A 19,088-nucleotide genomic window follows, 5' to 3' on the forward strand; every position below is an offset into this window, starting at 1 on the left:
GAAGTGGTTGAGGGAGGGCTAGCGGTAGGAGGCTTTGGTGCGGATCCGTGAGACGAGCAGCAGGACGAGCAGCGTCGTCGCCATCAGCACCACGGAGATCGCCGACCCGGTGAACAGGGAGCCGCGGTCGGTGGTCGAGTAGATCTGTACGGGCAGCGGCAGCCAGTCGGGCGGGTACAGCATCATCGTGGCGCTCAGCTCGCCCATGGACAGGGCGAAGCAGAGTCCGGCGGCCGCGTTCAGGGACGGCAGCAGGAGGGGCAGCTTCACCTTCCACAGGACGTACGAGGGCCTGGCGCCCAGGGACGCGGCGGCTTGTTCGTACGCCGGGTCGAGTCGCACGATCGCGGCCGAAACCGACTGATAGGCGAACGCCGTGACAAGGATCGTGTGCGCCAGGATGACGATCCAGCGGGTGCCGTTGAGGAGCACCGGCGGCTTGGAGAAGGCGACGAGGACGGCGAGGCCGACCACGACGGACGGCACGGCGACCGGCAGCATGAACAGGGCGTCGAGCACCCTGCGGCCGCCCTTCTTGAGCGCGGCGGCCGCGAGGGCGGCCCAGGTGCCGATCAGCAGGGCGAGGACGCTGGCGCTGACGGCGGTGACGAGGCTGGTGGTCAGCGCCTGGAGGGACGCGCCGCTGGTGGCGGCCCGGTAGTGACCACCGGTGAACCCGGTCGGAAAGGCACTGGACCAGCTCGTGGCGAACGAGGCGGCGACGATGACGAGCAGCGGCAACGCGAAGAGGGGCAGAAAGAGGACGAGGAAAGCGACCCAGGCGGCCCACTTGCCTTTACGGCTATGCACGAGCACGCCGGCTCACCACCTTGTAGACACCGTAGAGCCCCACGGAGATCAGCACGTTGACGACGGCGACCACACACGCCCCCGGGTAGTCCGATTCCAAGATGGCCTTGCCATACACAAGCATCGGCAGCGTGGTCACCCCCTTCGCCCCCGTGAAGAGCACGATGCCGAACTCGTTGAGGCACATGACGAGGACGAGGCTGCCGCCGGCGGCCAGCGCCGGCAGCGCCTCGGGCAGGATGACCTGCCGCACGATCCGCGCGGGCCGGGCGCCCAGCGAGGACGCCACCTCCAGCTGCGCGGTCTCGATCTGCGAGAACGCGGCGAGCAGCGGCCGCATCACGAACGGCGTGAAGTACGTGATCTCGGCGAGGAGCACACCCCACGGGGTGGCGAGGAACTGGAAGGGCCCGGTGGCCGCCCCCGTGACGTCCGTCCACAGCCCGTTGGCCATGCCCACGGAGCCGTAGACGAAGAGCAGCGCGAGGGTGATCAGGAAGGACGGGAAGGAGAGGAACACGTCGATGAACTTGGCGACGGCCTTCCCGCCGGGGAACGGGACGAACGCGATGACCAGCGCGAGCGCGAACCCGAGGACGAGGCATCCCACGGTCGCCCCGACCGCCAGCCACACCGTCGTCCCGAGCGCTTCGCGGAACGCGGACGACGCGAAGACGTCGGCGTACGGCTGGAGCGAGGTGCCGCCGGTGTCGGGCGTCACGGACTGCTGCACCACGAGGGCGAGCGGGTAGAGAAAGACGAGCCCGAGCACGGCGACGGGCGGCAGCGCCCACACCCATCTCGGTATCTCTGTACGGGACTTGACCCTCACCCCGGCCCGTGCGCCGAGCGTCGCGCTAGCCATCCGCGCTCACCCCGGCGGACAGCAGCACCGCGTCCTCGGGCGCGAAGTGCACGGTGACCTCGTCGCCGAGCGCCGGAGGCGTCCGCAGCTCACGCAGGTCCGCCTTGAGGCGGTGCCCGTCCACGTCGACGTAGAGGCGGTGCGTCGAGCCGCGCCACTGGACCTCGGCGACGGAGCCGGTGAGCGCGTTGGGCCCGTCGCCGAGTCCGACGAGGTGCGGGCGCACGCACAGGGTCGCGGACACTCCGGAGGAGACGTCGCCGGTGGGCACCTTCAGCTCGGCGCCGGCGAAGGACACCGACCCCGAACCCACCTGTACGGGAAGGAGGTTGGCGTTGCCCACGAACGACGCGGTGAACTCGGTGCGGGGCCTGCGGTACAGCTCCTGCGGCGTGCCGACGTCCTGGAGCCGCGCCTTGTCCATGACGGCGATCCGGTCGGCCAGGGTCAGCGCCTCGACCTGGTCGTGGGTGACGTAGAGGATCGACACGTCGGGCAACTCACGGTGCAGGCGGGCCAGTTCGGCCAGCATGCCGGAGCGCAGCTGCGCGTCGAGGGCGGACAGCGGCTCGTCGAGGAGCAGGACGCCCGGCCGGATGGCGAGGGCGCGCGCGATGGCGACGCGCTGCTGCTGGCCGCCGGACAGCTCGCGCGGGTAGCGCTTCGCGTAGGACGCCATCCCGGTCATCTCCAGGGCCTCGGTGACCCGCCCGGGAATCTCGTTCTTGGCGACCTTCTGCGCCTTCAGGCCGAACGCGACGTTGTCCTCGACCCGCAGGTGCGGGAAGAGGGCGTACTGCTGGACGACCATGCCGATGCCGCGCCGGTGGGGCGGCAGATCCGTGACGTCGCGGTCGCCGATCAGGACGCGGCCCGAGGCGGGCCGCACGAATCCGGCGACGGCGCGCAGGGCCGTGGTCTTCCCGGACCCGGAGGGGCCGAGCAGCGCCATGACCTCGCCGGACTCGACGGTCAGGTCGAGGGAGTCGAGGACGGTGTTGCCGCCGTAGGCGACGGACACCTTCTCGAAGCGGATGCCGTCGGCCATCAGCCCTCCACCCCCATGGGGTCGGTCTTCTCTCTCACGGCGGCAACGCTCCTCGGGCCGGGTGACCCGTGCCGGTCCGCACGGCAACGGGACGGTGAACGACGACCCAAGGTTGGCCTAGACCCGTTACGTTCTCGTTATCGTCGTGCGTCGAGTCGGGTCAATTGGCGCCCCCCGGCGCTCAGTTGCCCAAACGCGTGGTGAACGAGAAGCGGTCCCCGCGGTAAAGCGTCCGCACGCGTTCCGTGGGGCGCCCGCCGGTGTCGTACGAGACCCGGTGGATGAGGAGCATCGGCAGGGCGGGCGGGGTCCCGATGAGCAGGGCCTCGCGCGGGGTGGCGAGGACGGTCTCGATCCGTTCGTCGGCGGACCCGAAGTCGATCCCGAGCCGCTCGTGCACATACGAGTAGAAGGACGAGTCCGGGTCGAAGTCGACGTCGAGGCGTGGCATCCGCGCGACGGCCACGTACGTGCTCTCCAGGCCGACGCGCTCGTCGTCGGCGAGCAGCACGCGCTCCATGTGCCACACCGGCTCGCCCCGCTCGACCGCGATCTCGTCGGCGAGGGCGGGCGGGCACGGGAAGCGGTCGAGGCCGATGAGCGTACGGCCCGGGCGGCGGCCCTGGCGGCGCACGCCCTCGGTGTAGCTGGCGAGCGACAGCGGCTGCTCCAGCTTGGGCCCCGCCACGACCGTCGCCCGCCCCTGCCGGCGCAGCCGCCCTTCGAGGAGCAGTTCGCGCAGCGCCTGCCGCACGGTCTCGCGCGCCACCTCGAAGCGGACGGCCAGCTCCCGCTCGGTGGGCAGCGGCTCCCCCTCCCCCAACTCGTCGAGGAGCGCGGAGACATGGGCCTTGACCGCGTAGTACTTCGGAATGCGGCCGTGCTCGGGGATGCCGGAGCGTACGGGTGCGCCAGGTGCCTGGTCGTTCGGGTAATCCACCCAGGGATGTTCGCAGACGATGATGAACGTGGCCGAATACGCGCCCTCAGCGCGGGCCGGTGCGCAGCCGCCGCGAAGCGGCCATGAGGGCCGCGCCGACGGCGAGCAGGGCGGCGGAGGCGGCGGCGAGCCCGCGCAGGGGGTACGGGGGACGCGACCCGGTGCGGGCGAGTTCACGGGGTGAGGACGGGCGGCTGGGGTGGTGGGGGAGGGTTTCGGGGGTGGGGGTGGCGTTCGGGGTGGTGCCGGTATCGGTGCTTGGTCTTGCGCTTGGGCTGGTGGGCGTGGGCGCGTCCTCGGGGGTACGGCCCCCGTCCGTCAGCCTGAACCGGTAGTCGCCGGACTGCCCCACCCACTCGCCGTCGTCGTCGCGGCGCTGCACCACGGCGGCGTTGGCGACGACGGCGTTCGGCCGGGCGTCGGAGGTGAACGTGAGGCGGGCCTCGACGGTGACGGTCTCGCCCGGGCCCACCCGGAAACCGGGGAAGCCGTCGTCGAAGACGCCGATGTTCTCGTCCCGGTCGGTCCTCTCGAAACGCACCGGGTGACTGCGCGTGCCGTCGGAGAATTCCAGCCGGATCTGCTGCGGTGCCAGTGTCCGCTTCTCGTCGACGAGTACGAGCACCGGGTGGATGCCGGCGCACTCCGCGTCGGTCGTGTTGGTGAGGTCCAGGGACCAGGAGCGGAAGCCGCCGCCGGGGCGATAGGTGGCGGGACCCGGGTGGATCCGGGTGCGGATCGGGAAGTCGGCGCGGCGCGGGGACGCGCAGGTGGGCTCCCGCGGGGCGGCCTCCGCCCGGCCCGGTTCCGCCGCGATGACGTAGCCCCCGATCGCCAGGGAGGTCAGAGCCACGGCGGTGGCGGCGAGCGGGATACGCGGTCGCATGGGGAGCCTTTGCTGGTCGCGGGGACGGGTGCCCTGCCTGTGCCTGTGCCTGTGCCTGTAGATGCATTGGCACAGGTACGGCCGCCGCGACCGTGTCACGCGCGCCCCGCCGCACCCGGGACCAGCACGGCCCGTACGGCCCGATGCCCGAGCGAATCCCCTCGATCAGCTCAGATTCCCGTCTTTCCGGTTCTGTTTCTGTCTTCCCGTTCCGTTTTCCCGGTTCGCCGGGAAGTGGCCGTTCGCCCGGCCGAACAGGGGCGCGAGCACCAGCTGGGCGGCCCCCTCGACGACCGCCGTCGCCGCGCCGGGCGCCCGCAGCACGGGGACCTCCACCGTGCCGGCGCGCCGCGCCCGCTCGCGCAGCACCGCCCGTACCCCGTCGACGAAGCCCTCCTCGGCGGACGCGACCGTGCGCCCGCCGAGCAGGACGAGATCGATGTCGAGAAGGCCGACCATGTTCGCCGCGCCCTCGCCGAGCACCCGCGCGGCCTCGTCCACCGAACCGGCCGCGACGGCGGCGAGGCACAGCGCCTCGATGCAGCCGTGGTTGCCGCAGCCGCAGAGCGGGCCGTCCAACTGGATCACCTGGTGGCCGAATTCCCCCGCTCCGGTGTGCGGCCCGCGGTAGGGCCTGCCGCCCAGGACGAGCCCGGCGCCGAGCCCCGTGCCGAGGTGGAGATACGCGAACGAGTCGCCGCTCCCGGCGAGCGCGAGGCCGAGCGCGGCGGCGTTGGTGTCCTTGTCCACGACGACGGGCAGGCCGAGCCGCCCCGCGAGCGCGTCCCGCAGCGGGAACCCGTCCCACTCGGGGAACCCGGTGACCCGGTGCAGGACTCCGGAGGCGTGATCGAGGGGACCGGGCAGGGCGACACCGACGCCGAGGACGCGGGGGGAGGGGTACGGGGGCTGCGCGCCGGCGGCCGCCTCGGCCTCCGCTCCCGTCGCCGTATCCACCTCCGGGGCCGCACCCTCTTCCGCCAGCAGCCCCTCCACCTCGGTCGCCGCCGCCTCCACGACCGCGTCGCCGCCCGCGCCGAAGGCCAGCGGGGAGCGGCGTTCGGCGACGACGGTGCCCGCGAGGTCGACCAGGACCGCCGTCAGTTCGTCGCGGTCGAGGTGCAGCCCGACCGCGTACCCGGCGTCCGGCACGAGGCGCAGGACGGTGCGCGGCTTGCCGCCCGTCGAGGCGCGGCGGCCCGCCTCCGTCACGAGCCCCTGCTCCCGGAGCCGCGCGGTGATCTTGCTGACGCCCTGAGGGGTGAGCCCCGTGCGCTCGGCGAGTTCGAGTCTGCTGATGCCTTCGTCGCCCGCCGTGCGCAGCAGATCGAGCACGAGCGCGGCGTTGTGGCCGCGCAGTGCCGCGAGATTGATCCCGGAGTTAGCCCTGTTCACTCCCCCATTGTCCGCCCCGCTTGCACTTTGGCAACACCGTTGCTTAAGTGGAGAGCATGACTGAAGGCATGACTGAAGGCACGACTGAAGGCACGACATCAGGAACGGCTGAGGCAACCGGCTCCCCCCTCCGTCCCCTCCGTCCCCTCCGTGTCGGTCTCGTCGGCTACGGCCTGGCGGGCTCCGTCTTCCACGCCCCGCTGATCGCCGCCACCGAGGGCCTCGTCCTCGACACGGTCGTCACCTCGAACCCGGAGCGTCAGGCGCAGGCCCGGGCGGAGTTCGGGGACGGCGTGCGTTTCGCGGCGACGCCCGACGAGCTGTGGCCGCGCGCGGGCGAGCTCGACCTGATCGTCATCGCCTCCCCGAACAAGACGCATGTATCGATCGCGACGGCCGCACTCGAGGCGGGCCTCCCGGTCGTCGTCGACAAGCCGCTCGCCGGCACCGCCGCCGAGGCGCGCGGGCTCGCGGAGCTGGCCGAGAAGCGCGGGCTGCTGCTCTCGGTCTTCCAGAACCGCCGCTGGGACAACGACTTCCTGACCCTCCAGCACCTGCTCGCGGATGGCGAACTCGGCGGCCCGCTCGGCGACGTATGGCGTTTCGAGTCACGTTTCGAGCGCTGGCGGCCGCAGCCCAAGGGCGGCTGGCGCGAGTCCGGCGACCCGGAAGAGATCGGAGGTCTCCTCTACGATCTCGGCAGTCACGTCGTCGACCAGGCCCTGGTCCTCTTCGGCCCCGCCGTCTCCGTGTACGCGGAGTCGGACGTGCGGCGGGCGGGCGCGGCGGCCGACGACGACACGTTCATCGCGATCACGCACGCGAACGGCGTCCGCTCCCACCTGTACGTCTCCGCGACCGCGGCCCAGCTCGGCCCGCGCTTCCGCGTCCTCGGCTCGCAGGCCGGCTATGTGAAGTACGGCCTCGACCCGCAGGAGGCGGCGCTGCGCGAGGGCAGGCGTCCGGCACCCGGCGAGTCCTGGGGCGTGGAGCCCGAGGCGATGTGGGGCCGGATCGGCTCCGGGGAGTCCCCGCTGACGGGCGGCGGCCGGCCGGTGGAGACACTCCCCGGCGCGTACCCCGCGTACTACGCGGCCATCGCGGCGGCCTTGCGCGGAACCGGCGAGAACCCGGTGACCGCCGGGCAGGCCGCGGCCGCGCTCGACGTCCTGGAGGCGGCCCGCCGCTCGGCCCGCGACGGTGTGACGGTGACCCTGTGAGCGCCGCCGACCCGTCGGCCACTCCGTCGGCCACCCCGACGGTCGACGAACTCATGGAGCAGGAGCGCCGCCTGATCCTGCCCAAGTTCGACCACGAGGACGCCTGGGAACTGGGCTCGCTGCTCGTCGAGCTGGCCAGGGAGCGCAAGGCTCCGGTGGCGGTCGACATCACGCGCGGCGGCCAGCAGCTCTTCCACGCGGCGCTCCCGGGATCGACCCCGGACAACGACGCCTGGATCGCCCGCAAGCGCCGCGTCGTGGAGCGCTACGCCTGCTCGTCCCTGCTGGTCGGAACCCGTTTCCGGGCGAAGGGCACGACGTTCGAGGAGTCGTCCAGACTCGACCCGGACACCTACGCGGCCCACGGCGGCGCGTTCCCGATCGCGGTAGAGGGCGCGGGAGTCATCGGAGCTGTGGTGGTCTCAGGCCTCCCCCAACTGGACGACCACGCCTTGGTGATCAAGGCCCTGGACCTCTTCATCACGGACTGACCACGCGCTCCGTAAGCACGCGCCCCTTAAGGGGCGCGGGGAACTGCGCGCCAAGCCCCCACGGCCCGCAGCCAACGCACAACAACGTGCAGGCCCCCCCCCGCAGTCCCCCACAAAACCCAGCAGAGCGCCTACGCGTCCTTGAGGGCCTGCCGCTGCCGCCCCAGCCCCTCGATCTCCAGCTCCACGACATCCCCGGCCCGCAGATACGGCTTCGGCTCGGGCTGCCCCATCGCCACACCGGCCGGCGTCCCCGTGTTGATGACGTCGCCCGGGTACAGGGTCATGAACTGGCTGACGTACCGGACGACCTCCGCGACCGGGAAGATCTGGTCGGCGGTCGAGCCGTCCTGCTTCAGCTCCCCGTTCACCCACAGTTTCAGGCCGAGCGCCTGCGGGTCCGCGACCTCGTCCCGCGTCACGAGCCAGGGGCCCAGCGGGTTGAACGTCTCGCAGTTCTTGCCCTTGTCCCACGTGCCGCCGCGCTCGATCTGGAACTCGCGCTCGGAGACGTCGTGCGCGACCGCGTATCCGGCGACGTGCGCGAGGGCCTCCTCGTGCGACTCCAGGTAGCGCGCCGTACGCCCGATGACGACGGCCAGCTCGACCTCCCAGTCCGTCTTCACGGACTTGCGCGGTACGAGCACGGTGTCGTCGGGGCCGATGACGGTGTCCGCCGCCTTGAAGAAGACGACGGGCTCCGACGGCGGCTCGGCACCGGTCTCGGCGGCGTGGTCGTGGTAGTTCAGGCCGATGCACACGACCTTGCCGATCCGCGCGACCGGCGGGCCGATCCGCAGGCCCGCGGCGTCGAGTTCCGGCAGCTCGCCGGACTCGGCGGCGGCCCGTACGCGCGCGAGCGCGGCGTCGTCGGCGAGCAGCGCCCCGTCGATGTCGGGGACGACTCCGGCCAGGTCACGCAGGACACCGTCCGCGTCCAGCAGGGCCGGGCGCTCCGCTCCAGCGGTACCGACTCGCAGCAGCTTCATTGGTGAGACTCCTTGATCGACGAGGGGCCTCCCGACGGGTGCAGCCATCGGAGGACTGGTCGATCGTCCAAGGTCCCCGTCCAGTCCGCAATACCGCGTTCACGGACTGGACCCTTACCGGGCGGTAGCGAGTGGCTTTACACAGCAGTAGCCAGTGCCGCCGCGGACGGCATGTCGCGATACAGGACGGCCCGCTCGACCGCGCTCCAGGTCGTGCTCGTCACCACGTAGAGGGCGGCGGCGAGCGGCACGAAGCCCACCGTGAACAGCGTCATGAACGACATCAGCGGCATGATCTTCGTCATCGAGGCCATGGCACCGGCCATCGGAGCCTGCTGTCCGTCCGCGGCGGCGGTGGCGGTCGGCGGCACCGGCTGGGCCGCCATCTGACGCTTCGTACGGACGTAGTTGAAGCTCGCCACCGCCGCGACGATCGCGAACAGGCCCAGATAGACGACGCCCTGCGCGCCGAAGAGCCCGCCGTCCGCGAGCGCGTCCTTGAAGCGGCCGCCGAGGGGCGCGGCGCCGAGGGTGTGGCCGAGCAGGGCGTTGGGCTCGCCGCCCAGGCTCGTGTTCGAGAACAGGTGGTAGAGCAGGAAGAAGGCCGGGAGCTGGAAGAGGCTGGGCAGGCAGCCGGACAGCGGCGAGACCTTCTCCTCCTTGTGCAGCTCCATGATCGCCTTCTGGAGCTTCTCGGGGTTCTTCTTGTGCTTCGTGCGCAGCTCGGCGATACGCGGCTGGAGCTTGGCGCGCTGGCGCTGCCCGCGGGCCGAGGCCCGGGACAGGGGGTGCACGAGGAGGCGGACGAACGCGGTGAAGAGGATGATCGCCGCCGCGGTCGCCGAGGCGTGGAAGAGCGGGTCGAGCAGGTCGGCGATGTGCTCGACCAGGCTGGCGAAGACAGACATGAACGTCGACATGGGTGAGCCCTCCGGGGGTCCCGTCGTGCCGGAATCGGAAGACCGCCGGGAAGGGCGGCCGATCGGCGTGACGGCCCGTAAGGGGTGGAGCTCGTGTGGAGCAGATCCCCTACGCGGCCGTCAGGAGGGGACGGCCGGGCGCTCGGGGGCGCCTGCGACCCGGGGCGTCGGGGTCGCGCTGGGGCAGGAACGCGGTGCGTTGCTCACGGTCGCGGATCGCCGTACGGACCCGGGTGCGGGGCACGGCGGGCGCGCAGCGCGCGGCGATCAGGGAGCAGACGGCGAGCGCGGAACCCACGGCGGCGGTCGCGGCGAGCGCGACGGCGGCAGTGAGGCTGCCGGTGTCGACGAGCACGGTCTCGACGAGGAGGAACAGAAGCAGGGCGGCGGGCCGCAGCGCGGCGGTCCAAGTGCGCGTCATGTCCGTTACCCCTCCCTCTCTCGTCCCGTACGTGTGTGTGGTTCTGCCCGTTATACAGGATCACCGCGGCGGGCTGTAGGGCGGACGTCACGGTGCCGGTGCGTGACAGCGCCCCGCACCTCACCGGGGCCGCATCGACCGCAGCTTCCCCCAGACCGCGAGCCGGTAGCGGGACGTGTACTCGGGGGTGCAGGTGGTGAGCGTGATGTAGTACCCCGGCTCGCTGTACCCGGCGCCCCGCGCGACCCGGCTGCGCGGCACGCGCTCGATGACGCCGCCGTCCCGCGCGGACGTCTGCGCGAGGCTCTTGTCGACGACGTACGTGTACACGGCGCCGCGCGTGCTGACCTGGACCTCGTCGCCCTTTCGCAGGCGCGTGATGTACCGGAAGGGCTCCCCGTGGGTGTTGCGGTGCCCGGCGAGCGCGAAGTTCCCGGCCTGGCCGGGCTGTGCGGTGCCGGGGTAGTGGCCGACGTACCCCTTGTTGAGGACGTTCTCCTTCCCGACGCCCTCGGCCACGGGGACGCGGAGGCCGAGGCGGGGGATGGTGAGGACGGCGTAGGCCTGGTCCCAGCTGGGGGTTGCCGCGGCGGAGGAGCGGGCGGGTGCGCGGCGGCCGGAGCGGGCGCCGGACGCGGCGGGGGCGTTGCCGTTCGCCGGTTCCGCTTCCGCGGGTGCGCCCCGATCTCCGCCGCCCTGCCCCTGGGCGGGCGGGGCGGCCCACTCGCGCTCCAGGGCCTGCACCTTGCGCTCGGCGCCGGCCCGGGCCTCGCGGTTGGTCCACCACAGCTGGTGGACGACGAGGAGCAGCAGGACGGCCCCGAGCGTCACGGCGACCTCGGCGCCGGTCCACAGGGTGCGACGCAGTGTGGTGGGGCGAGCCGAGGGGTGCCTGGACGCGCGGCGCCGCGCGTGCGGCCCCTGCCGCACGACAACAGGCCCACGCTCCCGCACCTGCACCTTCACCCGCTCCCGCTCCCGCTCCCGCTCCCGCACGGCCGCAAGATAGGGCCTCGCCCCTCAACTCACCAGACAACGGACCATCCCAAGAAGCGCCCCTAGGCTCACTCCCCATGAGTCCCCTCTGGTTACTGGCGCTGATCCCTTTCGTCGCGGGCCTGGTCCTGGCGACGACGCAAGGCCTGCAACTCGTCACCGAGACGCTCCGGCGCAGCACGGGCACGATGGTCGACGCGACCGTGACCGGTCATGTCGCGTCGAACGAGGCGACGTACCCGGTGCTGCACCCGGTAGTCGGCTGGACGCCGGCCGACGGCACGACGCGCGAGCAGGCACTGCCGGACGAGGCGGGCCCCCACGTGCTCCCGGAGGGCCGCCGCATACGCGTCCGCTTCGACCCGGCGCACCCCGAGCTCGCCGCCCTGGACGGCGACGGCCGCTACCGCTCCTGCGTCGCCTGGCTGTGGACAGGCATGGCGTTGTGGGCCGGCACGCTGGCGGTGGTGATCTGGCGGATGGGGTACGTGATGAACGTGAGTAACGGATACGCGAGCCCGTGGTGACCTGGCCCCGCTGACGGTGGTCGGCGCTACGGTGTCACTCATGCGCCCCGACACGCCTGCTACGCCCGCCGAGCCCGTAGACCCTGTCAACCACATCGCCGAAGCCGAGCGCCTGGAGCGCATCGCCGGCCTGTACCCGGAGGACGCCGAGCAGCTGCTCCTCCAGGCCGCGGCGCACTACGAACTCGCCGACGCCCGACAGCGCGCCGCCGCGCTGTACGACGGCCTGCTCGCCGGCCCGCCGCCGGCCTTGGAGCAGCCGCACCTGGTGAAGGCCCTGATGGCCGCGAACCTGTGGGAGTACGGCCACGAGGCCGAGGCCCGCGCGATCATCACGGGCATCCGCACGGCGGCTCCGAGGGACCCGGCCGCGTATGTGATCGTGGCGGAGGCCCTGGAGTCGCACGACGAACTGGAAGCGGCGCACGAAACCTTCACCGAGGCCCTGACGCTCCTCCTGCCGGAGGCTGACCGCGCGAACCCGCCGTACGAGACGCACCCGCTGATCGTGGGCCGCCACCGGGTACGCCGAATGCTGGGCGCGGCCCACGACGAGTGGGACGCGCTCGCGGACCAGGTCAACAGGTCAACAGTGTCCCTGGACGAACTCCACGACCCGAAGCGGACGTGGGCGCTCGGCTCGGACAACCCGGCGGAACTGATGGCCGAAATCCTGCTCCTGCGCGCGGAGTTGGGCTCGTACCGCCAGGCACTCTCGCGCCCGTTCCCGGTAGCCGTACTCCACTGGACGGAAGCCGAACTCGCAGAACTGGTCTCGGCCTACCCGACCCTCACCGCCGAATACCCGTCCCACGCCGAACACTTGGCGACCATAGAGTCCTCCCTCCGCGAACTCGCGGCCTCCGGCACCCCGAACCTGGGCATCGTCACAGGAACGGTCCCCTCCTACGAGGCATTCGCAGCCTCAGAATCCTCCTCCCCCACAGACGCCTCCCTGCTCCCCCAGTACGCCACAACACTGGCGGCCCGAGGCCGAGCGGTCCCGTGGCCCCCGGAGCGAAGCGCGGAGTGCTGGTGCGGGTCGGGGCGGACTTATGGGGAGTGTCATGGGGTGGGGGCTGCGGACTGACGTCTGAGGGGACGGACTGACGTCCGGGGGAAGGGGGTTGGGCGGCAAGGGCGGGCTAGAGGGCACGTAGACCTTTGCAGTACCTTCACATTTACGATTGAGCTGTCGGGCCGCCCATCCCCCACGCAAGCCCCGACCTGTGTGCACGAGGAATGACATGCCTTACGAATCCGGCACCGCGTGGCAGTACGACGTACCCACGACGGGCAGCACGCACCTGCACCCGGACGCCGGATACGGCAAGGCCCTCTCCAACCAGGGTTATGGCTTCGAGGTCGCCGTCGCCGACCTCATCGACAACTCGATCGACGCCGGAGCGGACAAGGTCGTCGTGCATTTCCTGCGCGACGCGGACCGCATCCTGACCCTGCTGATCATCGACAACGGCACGGGCATGGACGACGCCGGACTCGACGCCGCGATGACCGTCGGCCGCCGCCGGGATTACGGCGAAGGCGCACTCGGCATGTACGGCACAGGCCTGAAGGCCGCCTCTCTGTCCAATGCGTCGGCGCTGACGGTGATCAGCCGCACCAAGCGCAGCCGGGCCGCCGGGCGCCGGTTGACCGCCGAAGGCATCGAGGACTCGTTCCGCTGCGACACCGTCGACCAGCGGTACGCGCAAGACATGGTCGACCGCTACGACGGCGTCATCGAGTGGCAGGGCACGGTCGTGCGCTGGGACGGAGTACGCGCGTTCGAGACGGTCGCGCGCGGGCACAGCGAGGCGTTCCTGTCCAAGGCGATAGCGCGTCTGGAGACCCACCTCGGCCTGTATCTCCATCGCTTCCTGCAGCGTGGTCTGCAGTTGGACATCGCCGTCTGGGACGTCACCGGCGCCGGCGCGGGGTTCGGCGAGGAGGTCGACCACATCGCCGTCGAGCCGCTGGACCCGTTCGGCTACAAGGTTCCGGGCAGCAAGGGCTATCCGCGTACATTCTCGGCTCCCGTCGAAGGCGTCGGAGACCTCACGCTCACCACTCACGTGTGGCCGGCCAGGTCCAAGCAGGCCGGATTCCGCCAGATCGGCTCGCTCTCCGACCGGCAGGGCTTCTACTTCTACCGCAACGACCGGCTCGTCCAGGCCGGCGGCTGGAACAACCTGCGCAACGCCGAGAGTCATCTCGTCCTGGCCCGCGTCGCGGTGGACCTGCCGCTGGTGGCGAACAGCGTCTTCAGCCTCGACGTGAAGAAGGAGACGGTCACCGTCACGCCCGCCTTCACCTCAGCCGTGGACAAGGCGGTGGATGCGCAGGACGCCACGTTCCAGCAGTTCCTCGGGCATGCCGAGACCGCGTACCGCGAAGGTTCGAAGCGTTCCGACATCAGCCGCAAGGCGGTGACTCCGCCCGGCAAGGGGCTCGACCCGGCGATCAAGCGGGTCATCAAGGAGGAGCTCCCGGAGAAGCCGGGCGAGGACCCCATCGCGTTCACGTGGACGACGCTGGCCGATGACGTCTTCTTCGCCCTGGACCGGGAATCCAACGCCGTTCTCCTCAACAAGACGTACCGCGAGGACTTCAACGACGGCCGCCGAGGCGGCACGAACGACGCCCCGGTCACCAAGACCCTCCTGTACCTGCTCCTGGAGGACTGCTTCGGCCTCGGCCGCTGGGAGAAGACACGGCAGGACCGGGTCGACTACTGGAACACGATCCTGCTGGCGTCGGCCCGCTCCCAGCGTGAACGGCGTATGCGGTCCGACAGCTGACCTGCCGTCGCCACCGCCAGACGCACCCACGTCTCCTCACTTCGCCAAGGAAGCCGAGCCACCATGACGACGGACGACACTCTGCTTGAGATCCACACGAACGCCCTCGCTGGGATGGGCAGCACACCCCGGCACTTCGGCAGGATGGCGGCCTTCATCGCCGATGACGGGCATCCGGACGAGGACCTCTCCGAGGAAACGTTCCGTGCCCTGATACTCAAGGGCGACAACGAACTTGTCGCCCTCTGGACCCGCCATCTGAACAACTGGGACTTCGCCCTGGAGGCCGCATGGGCCGACGGCGCCAGCCCGCGCACCCGGGCACGGCGCGACGCCGCATACGTCAAGCTCGCCCTCGGAACTGATCTGAGGAAGGTTCTCGACACGGTGGTGCCGATCTCCGAGATACCGGCGCCGACGATCGTCACCAAGGACTTCCACGACTGGTACACCCCGGAACGTGCCGCCGCCCGCTCCTTCTACTGGCGTGCCTACGAGGAGAAGCTCCAGTCAAAGGGGTGGTCCGCCGCCTCGATCGCCAGCCTGGACGAAGCAAGCCGTGCCGTCGTTGAGCGGCTGACCGACCCCGAACAGATCGCGGCGCGCCAGGCGAAGGGGCTGGTCGTCGGGTACGTACAGTCCGGCAAGACCGCCAACTTCACGGGCGTGACGGCGAAGGCGATCGACGCCGGCTACCGCCTGGTCATCGTCCTCGGCGGCACCCTCAACATGCTGCGGGCCCAGACCCAGCGCCGCATCGACATGGAGCTGATCGGCCAGGAGAACATCCTGCGCGGGGCCGACCCGGACGACCTAGACTCGCTCGTCGGCGTCGACTACGTAGGCGACGACGACCCGGACTGGCCGAAGTTCGTCTCGCACGGCGGCCGTCCGTCCCTGCGCGGCGCGTTCGACATCGAGCGCCTCACCACCCGCGACAACGACTACAAGACCCTCGCCACGGGCATCCGCGCCCTTGAGTACGAGAAGCGCGACCAGACCCGTCCACTGCACGACCCCGCCAACCTGCACCACGCGGCGGCCCGCGTCATGGTCGTGAAGAAGAACAAAGCCGTACTCAGCAAGCTGGTGAAGGATCTCAAGCAGATCAGGTCGCTGCTCGGCGAGCTGCCGACTCTGATCATCGACGACGAGTCCGACCAGGCGTCCCTCAACACATCGAACCCGAAGAAGTGGGCGGCTGGCAGCAAGGAGCGCACGGCGATCAACGACCAGATCTCCCAGCTGCTCGGGCTGCTGCCGCGTGCGCAGTACGTCGGCTATACGGCGACCCCGTTCGCGAACGTCTTCGTGGACCCGTCTGACGCCCACGACATTTTCCCGACCGACTTCCTGATCTCGCTTCCCCGGCCTGCCGACTACATGGGCGTCCAGGACTTCCATGACCTTGACAGCCCGGTCCCCGAGGCCGAACGCGACATCACCAACTCTCAGGAGAAGGCGCACGTACGCGGCATCTACGCGGACACCTACGACGACGACCGCCTGCAGGAAGCGCTGGACGCGTTCCTCCTGACTGGTGCTCTCAAGCTGTACCGCACGGAACACGGGGTCACGGACGCTGACTTCCGCCACCACACGATGCTCGTCCACGAGTCGCTGAAGACGGACGACCACGCGGAGCTGGCGCTGCGCATCAACACCATGTGGCACGAGTCCGGTTACTCCTCCTCCGCGGGCCACGAGCGCCTGGCTGCCCTGTACGAGAAGGACTTCGCCCCGGTGTCAGCGGCGCAGGCCCCTGCCCTGCCGACGCCGGCCACTTACGGCGAGCTGCGCGGATACGTCAGCGACGCCCGGCAGCGGATCACCTCTGGCGGGCGTCCGGTGATCGTCGTCAACGGTGACTCCGACGCCTACTTCGCCGCGCTCGACCTCGACTTCCACGGTCCGGTGCCGGTCTGGAAGATCCTGGTCGGGGGCACCAAGCTCTCCCGGGGCTTCACGGTCGAGGGCCTGACCGTGACGTACTACCGCCGTACGACACATCAGGCCGACACGCTGATGCAGATGGGCCGCTGGTTCGGCTTCCGGCACGGCTACCGGGATCTGGTCCGGCTGTACATCGGCCGTGAGGAGGCCTACGGCCGGAAGCAGACCGCCGACCTCTACGAGCGGTTCGAGGCGATCTGCCGGGACGAGGAGCTGTTCCGCAAGCAGCTCGCCAAGTACTCCGGCCTGGTCGACGGTCAGCCGCGCCTTACCCCGGCGAAGGTGCCGCCCTTGGTGGCGCAGCATCTACGGACTCTCCCGCCGTCGGCGAAGAACAAGATGTTCAACGCGGAGCTGGTCGCGGTGCGGTCCCCGGGTGACTGGATCGAGCCGCTCGCCTACCCGACAGACCGGGAAAAGCTCCGGCACAGCAACGAGGCCTGGCGCCCTGTGCTCGGCGCGCTGGACAACGACCCCTCCGTGTTCGTGCACCTCGGCGGTGACCGGGGCAGCTTCACCCGCTATGCCGCTAAGACCGCTGTCATCAGTCACAGCCAGCTACTCAATACGCTGGACAGCGTGACCTGGGGGCGCCCTGACCTGGTGGCCCCGCACCTTGAGTACCTGCGGGACCCGGGGGAGCTGGGCTGTGCCACGGATGACTGGGTCGTGATCGCGCCGCAGACGTCCGACGGAGACAGCGCCGCGGGAAGCATTCTCGGCTCCGTGCCCCTCACGCTCGTCAAGCGTGGGCGCGACGAGCACGGCGTCTTCAACCGTCTCTCCGGTGTGGCCCACCGCCAGTCCGCGGAGCGCATCGCTGGCGCCCGCGCCCTCAGCGACGATGACCCCTTCGCTACCCAGCTACACCAGCCCCGGCGCGGCGCCGTGCTGCTCTACGCGGTCGGGAACCAAGCCGACGGCTCACTGGACGGCCTGGTGGCCGGCGGGGCCGTCGCTCCGGACAAGGTGATCATCGTGGCGGCCATCATCCCCGCCACCGATCCCGCGGCCAAGCCGGTCCCGTACCTCACATTCCGTACGATCGACTCAAAGAAGGACTCTCCGGTCATCGACGTCAGCTGAGCAGCTCCGCTAGAGGGAGGCGCAGAGCCAGTGCAGCCAGACAAGCCTGGTTGGGAGGCCCCGGAAGGATCCTGGGCCTCCTCGGCCGCGCGCCGCAGGAACATGCAGGCGATCCGCAGCCGCGACACGAAGCCAGAACGCCTGCTCCGGCGTCTCCTGCACGCTCAGGGGCTGCGGTACCGGGTGGCCGCACGCCCGCTGCCCGGGCTGCGCCGGACGGCCGACATCGTCTTCCGACCGGTCCGGGTGGCCGTGTTCGTGGACGGCTGTTACTGGCATGGCTGCCCGGAGCACTACGTAGCGCCGAAAACTAACCCCGGCTACTGGTCCGGCAAAGTCGCCACCAATGTGGCGCGAGACCGCGACACCACTCAGCGCCTGGAGGAAGCGGGCTGGCTGGTGCTGCGGTTCTGGGAGCACCAGCCAGCGGACGAGTGCGCGGCCGTTGTCTCGCAAGCCGTCCTAGCTCGGCGGAAAGCTCTCCTGGACCGCCGTAAGTGAGGGGTCTTCCTCCGGCTCGAATTCGGGGTCCGGGTCTTCTCGCAGCTCTCCCGTGCGCTGGAGAGCTTCCGCGATAGCGCGCCCGACGGCCTCGGCAACCAGAGGCGGGAATGCGTTCCCCACCTGCCTGTACTGGGCCGTTTTCTTGCCCTCGAAGCGCCAGTCCTTGGGGAATCCCTGGATGATCGCCGCCTGCTCGACCGTCAGCATGGGGCCGCGCTCCTGCGCCAGGCTCCCCAGGTCGCGGTCCCGGTCAATGGTCTTGTCCTCATCATTGGCCACACCCATGCCGTTCACCCCGAGGGCGTTCCACGCTTTCTTCGCCCGGGTCGGTCCGAGATCGGCACCGCCGTGCTTCTTCGAGCCGCCCACGAGAGTCGGCGCGACGGTGCCAAGGCTCGCTTTGTCCCACCACTGCTTGAACAGCGGTGAGTCCTTCCCGCCAAGACGCCGGGCCATGGATTCCTCGAGCGCCTGCGCCACTGTCGTGATCTTCTTCCGGGGAACCGGCCAGTCGAAGCCCCTGTACTGGTCCTTCCGGATAGCCACCAGGATCGCCCTCGGACGGAGCTGCGGAACACCGAAGTCCTGGGCTTCCAGGACATTCCAGCCGCAGATCACGTAGCCGGATTTACGCAGCCGGTTCTTGATGTGGTTGCGGTAGTAGCGGAATTTCGGCTCCGGCTCGACCAGGCCACGTACGTTCTCAATCATCACCGCGCGCGGCCGGAGCTGATCAACGAGATCCAGCATCTTCGGGAAGAGGTCACGCTCATCATCACGCCCGAGCTGCTTTCCGGCGGCCGAGAATGGGGGGCAGGGCACTCCGCCCGCAAGGAGGTCGAGTTCTCCCGGCTTAAGGAAATCGCCTTCCTCGCCATGCTTCCCAGAGTTGCCTTTCTTCCCCTTCCTGGAGGGGTTCGGAACCTCTTCGAGTGGCTTGAAGGTATTCACATCGCGGTTGATGATGACGCAGTGTTCCCGCTCCCACTTCCACGCGGGGTTCTCCCGGACGTTCAGAGCGAGCGTCGCGGCAGCATGCCGATCAATCTCCACGAGCGCCAAGTGCCGGAACTTCGCCGCGTGGAGCCCGACCGCCTGGCCGCCGGCACCGGCGCAGATCTCAATTGAGGTCAGCCTGTCGGCGGTGCTCATTCTCGGCTTCTCCTGGTGTGCGGCGTTGGCAGACATGCAAGTGTCGCATCCCGGCCAGGCAGGAGTCGCGGGACCGGACAACTT

At 70.3% G+C, this 19,088-nt stretch carries 18 protein-coding genes; 7 read left to right on the forward strand and 11 right to left on the reverse strand.

Annotated elements, in window-relative coordinates:
- Nucleotides 1-18: 18 nt before the first annotated feature.
- The 6 genes from EOT10_RS15370 to EOT10_RS15395 all read right to left on the reverse strand — a co-directional run bounded on the left by EOT10_RS15370 (nucleotide 19) and on the right by EOT10_RS15395 (nucleotide 5,944).
- Nucleotides 19-816 (reverse strand): ABC transporter permease, encoded by a 798-nt coding sequence (locus EOT10_RS15370; protein WP_127828752.1) that lies wholly within the window; start codon nucleotides 814-816, stop codon nucleotides 19-21.
- On the reverse strand, nucleotides 803-1,675 hold the full coding sequence (locus EOT10_RS15375) for a 2-aminoethylphosphonate ABC transporter permease subunit (protein ID WP_127828753.1): 873 nt from the start codon (nucleotides 1,673-1,675) through the stop codon (nucleotides 803-805). Before EOT10_RS15375 ends, EOT10_RS15370 begins: the two co-directional genes overlap by 14 nt.
- Nucleotides 1,668-2,723: an ABC transporter ATP-binding protein gene (locus EOT10_RS15380; protein ID WP_127828754.1), complete on the reverse strand. Its 1,056-nt coding sequence runs from the start codon at nucleotides 2,721-2,723 to the stop codon at nucleotides 1,668-1,670. The genes EOT10_RS15375 and EOT10_RS15380 overlap by 8 nt, the downstream gene beginning before the upstream one ends.
- Before the next feature lie 181 nt (nucleotides 2,724-2,904).
- The gene (locus tag EOT10_RS15385; RefSeq protein ID WP_127828755.1) at nucleotides 2,905-3,663 is read right to left on the reverse strand and encodes a GntR family transcriptional regulator; all 759 of its coding nucleotides are present in this window, start codon (nucleotides 3,661-3,663) and stop codon (nucleotides 2,905-2,907) included.
- 46 nt (nucleotides 3,664-3,709) lie between these two features.
- Nucleotides 3,710-4,549 carry a hypothetical protein gene (locus tag EOT10_RS15390; protein WP_223280984.1) on the reverse strand — a complete coding sequence of 280 codons (840 nt, stop codon included), beginning with the start codon at nucleotides 4,547-4,549 and terminating at the stop codon, nucleotides 3,710-3,712.
- A gap of 165 nt (nucleotides 4,550-4,714) precedes the next feature.
- The gene (locus EOT10_RS15395) at nucleotides 4,715-5,944 is read right to left on the reverse strand and encodes an ROK family transcriptional regulator (protein ID WP_223280985.1); all 1,230 of its coding nucleotides are present in this window, start codon (nucleotides 5,942-5,944) and stop codon (nucleotides 4,715-4,717) included.
- Between the two features lie 68 nt (nucleotides 5,945-6,012).
- On the opposite strand from EOT10_RS15395, the gene EOT10_RS15400 reads away from it, so the two are divergent.
- Both EOT10_RS15400 and EOT10_RS15405 read left to right on the forward strand, forming a co-directional pair.
- Nucleotides 6,013-7,164, forward strand: a complete 1,152-nt coding sequence (locus EOT10_RS15400; RefSeq protein WP_127828756.1) for a Gfo/Idh/MocA family oxidoreductase — start codon at nucleotides 6,013-6,015, stop codon at nucleotides 7,162-7,164.
- Between the two features lie 53 nt (nucleotides 7,165-7,217).
- A complete protein-coding gene (locus tag EOT10_RS15405) occupies nucleotides 7,218-7,655 on the forward strand; it encodes a heme-degrading domain-containing protein (protein ID WP_127828934.1) in 438 nt (145 codons plus the stop codon).
- Nucleotides 7,656-7,786: 131 nt separating this feature from the next.
- Here EOT10_RS15405 and EOT10_RS15410 read toward each other — a convergent pair whose 3' ends face one another.
- The 4 genes from EOT10_RS15410 to EOT10_RS15425 form a co-directional block, all read right to left on the reverse strand.
- The gene (locus EOT10_RS15410; protein ID WP_127828757.1) at nucleotides 7,787-8,644 is read right to left on the reverse strand and encodes a fumarylacetoacetate hydrolase family protein; all 858 of its coding nucleotides are present in this window, start codon (nucleotides 8,642-8,644) and stop codon (nucleotides 7,787-7,789) included.
- A gap of 137 nt (nucleotides 8,645-8,781) precedes the next feature.
- A complete protein-coding gene (locus EOT10_RS15415) occupies nucleotides 8,782-9,564 on the reverse strand; it encodes a YidC/Oxa1 family membrane protein insertase (protein ID WP_127828758.1) in 783 nt (260 codons plus the stop codon).
- Nucleotides 9,565-9,673: 109 nt separating this feature from the next.
- A complete protein-coding gene (locus EOT10_RS15420; protein ID WP_127828759.1) occupies nucleotides 9,674-9,985 on the reverse strand; it encodes a DUF6412 domain-containing protein in 312 nt (103 codons plus the stop codon).
- Between the two features lie 120 nt (nucleotides 9,986-10,105).
- Nucleotides 10,106-10,915, reverse strand: a complete 810-nt coding sequence (locus EOT10_RS15425; RefSeq protein WP_431313292.1) for a class E sortase — start codon at nucleotides 10,913-10,915, stop codon at nucleotides 10,106-10,108.
- Nucleotides 10,916-11,058: 143 nt separating this feature from the next.
- Between EOT10_RS15425 and EOT10_RS15430 the strand changes: the two genes are divergently transcribed.
- The 5 genes from EOT10_RS15430 to EOT10_RS15450 all read left to right on the forward strand — a co-directional run bounded on the left by EOT10_RS15430 (nucleotide 11,059) and on the right by EOT10_RS15450 (nucleotide 17,849).
- Nucleotides 11,059-11,508: a DUF3592 domain-containing protein gene (locus EOT10_RS15430; RefSeq protein WP_189491581.1), complete on the forward strand. Its 450-nt coding sequence runs from the start codon at nucleotides 11,059-11,061 to the stop codon at nucleotides 11,506-11,508.
- A gap of 40 nt (nucleotides 11,509-11,548) precedes the next feature.
- Nucleotides 11,549-12,598: an SEC-C domain-containing protein gene (locus tag EOT10_RS15435; RefSeq protein ID WP_127828762.1), complete on the forward strand. Its 1,050-nt coding sequence runs from the start codon at nucleotides 11,549-11,551 to the stop codon at nucleotides 12,596-12,598.
- Nucleotides 12,599-12,755: 157 nt separating this feature from the next.
- On the forward strand, nucleotides 12,756-14,309 hold the full coding sequence (locus EOT10_RS15440) for an ATP-binding protein (RefSeq protein WP_127828763.1): 1,554 nt from the start codon (nucleotides 12,756-12,758) through the stop codon (nucleotides 14,307-14,309).
- 63 nt (nucleotides 14,310-14,372) lie between these two features.
- Nucleotides 14,373-17,348 carry a Z1 domain-containing protein gene (locus EOT10_RS15445; protein ID WP_127828764.1) on the forward strand — a complete coding sequence of 992 codons (2,976 nt, stop codon included), beginning with the start codon at nucleotides 14,373-14,375 and terminating at the stop codon, nucleotides 17,346-17,348.
- Between the two features lie 30 nt (nucleotides 17,349-17,378).
- Nucleotides 17,379-17,849 (forward strand): very short patch repair endonuclease, encoded by a 471-nt coding sequence (locus EOT10_RS15450; RefSeq protein WP_223280986.1) that lies wholly within the window; start codon nucleotides 17,379-17,381, stop codon nucleotides 17,847-17,849.
- Here the strand turns inward: EOT10_RS15450 and EOT10_RS15455 are convergent.
- A complete protein-coding gene (locus EOT10_RS15455; protein ID WP_127828765.1) occupies nucleotides 17,811-19,004 on the reverse strand; it encodes a DNA cytosine methyltransferase in 1,194 nt (397 codons plus the stop codon). The two genes, EOT10_RS15450 and EOT10_RS15455, sit on opposite strands and share 39 nt — an antisense overlap.
- Nucleotides 19,005-19,088: the final 84 nt, after the last annotated feature.

Origin of the sequence: Streptomyces antnestii (assembly GCF_004005495.1) — a bacterium.
Classification (GTDB): domain Bacteria; phylum Actinomycetota; class Actinomycetes; order Streptomycetales; family Streptomycetaceae; genus Streptomyces; species Streptomyces antnestii.

Bases quoted from the DNA above. Each gene is read 5' to 3' on its own strand.
- EOT10_RS15375 (WP_127828753.1), bottom strand. From the start codon at position 1,675: ATGGCTAGCGCGACGCTCGGCGCACGGGCCGGGGTGAGGGTCAAGTCC.
- EOT10_RS15380 (WP_127828754.1), bottom strand. From the start codon at position 2,723: ATGGCCGACGGCATCCGCTTCGAGAAGGTGTCCGTCGCCTACGGCGGC.
- EOT10_RS15390 (WP_223280984.1), bottom strand. From the start codon at position 4,549: ATGCGACCGCGTATCCCGCTCGCCGCCACCGCCGTGGCTCTGACCTCC.
- EOT10_RS15400 (WP_127828756.1), top strand. From the start codon at position 6,013: ATGACTGAAGGCACGACTGAAGGCACGACATCAGGAACGGCTGAGGCA.
- EOT10_RS15405 (WP_127828934.1), top strand. From the start codon at position 7,218: ATGGAGCAGGAGCGCCGCCTGATCCTGCCCAAGTTCGACCACGAGGAC.
- EOT10_RS15410 (WP_127828757.1), bottom strand. From the start codon at position 8,644: ATGAAGCTGCTGCGAGTCGGTACCGCTGGAGCGGAGCGCCCGGCCCTG.
- EOT10_RS15415 (WP_127828758.1), bottom strand. From the start codon at position 9,564: ATGTCGACGTTCATGTCTGTCTTCGCCAGCCTGGTCGAGCACATCGCC.
- EOT10_RS15420 (WP_127828759.1), bottom strand. From the start codon at position 9,985: ATGACGCGCACTTGGACCGCCGCGCTGCGGCCCGCCGCCCTGCTTCTG.
- EOT10_RS15430 (WP_189491581.1), top strand. From the start codon at position 11,059: ATGAGTCCCCTCTGGTTACTGGCGCTGATCCCTTTCGTCGCGGGCCTG.
- EOT10_RS15435 (WP_127828762.1), top strand. From the start codon at position 11,549: ATGCGCCCCGACACGCCTGCTACGCCCGCCGAGCCCGTAGACCCTGTC.
- EOT10_RS15440 (WP_127828763.1), top strand. From the start codon at position 12,756: ATGCCTTACGAATCCGGCACCGCGTGGCAGTACGACGTACCCACGACG.
- EOT10_RS15445 (WP_127828764.1), top strand. From the start codon at position 14,373: ATGACGACGGACGACACTCTGCTTGAGATCCACACGAACGCCCTCGCT.
- EOT10_RS15455 (WP_127828765.1), bottom strand. From the start codon at position 19,004: ATGAGCACCGCCGACAGGCTGACCTCAATTGAGATCTGCGCCGGTGCC.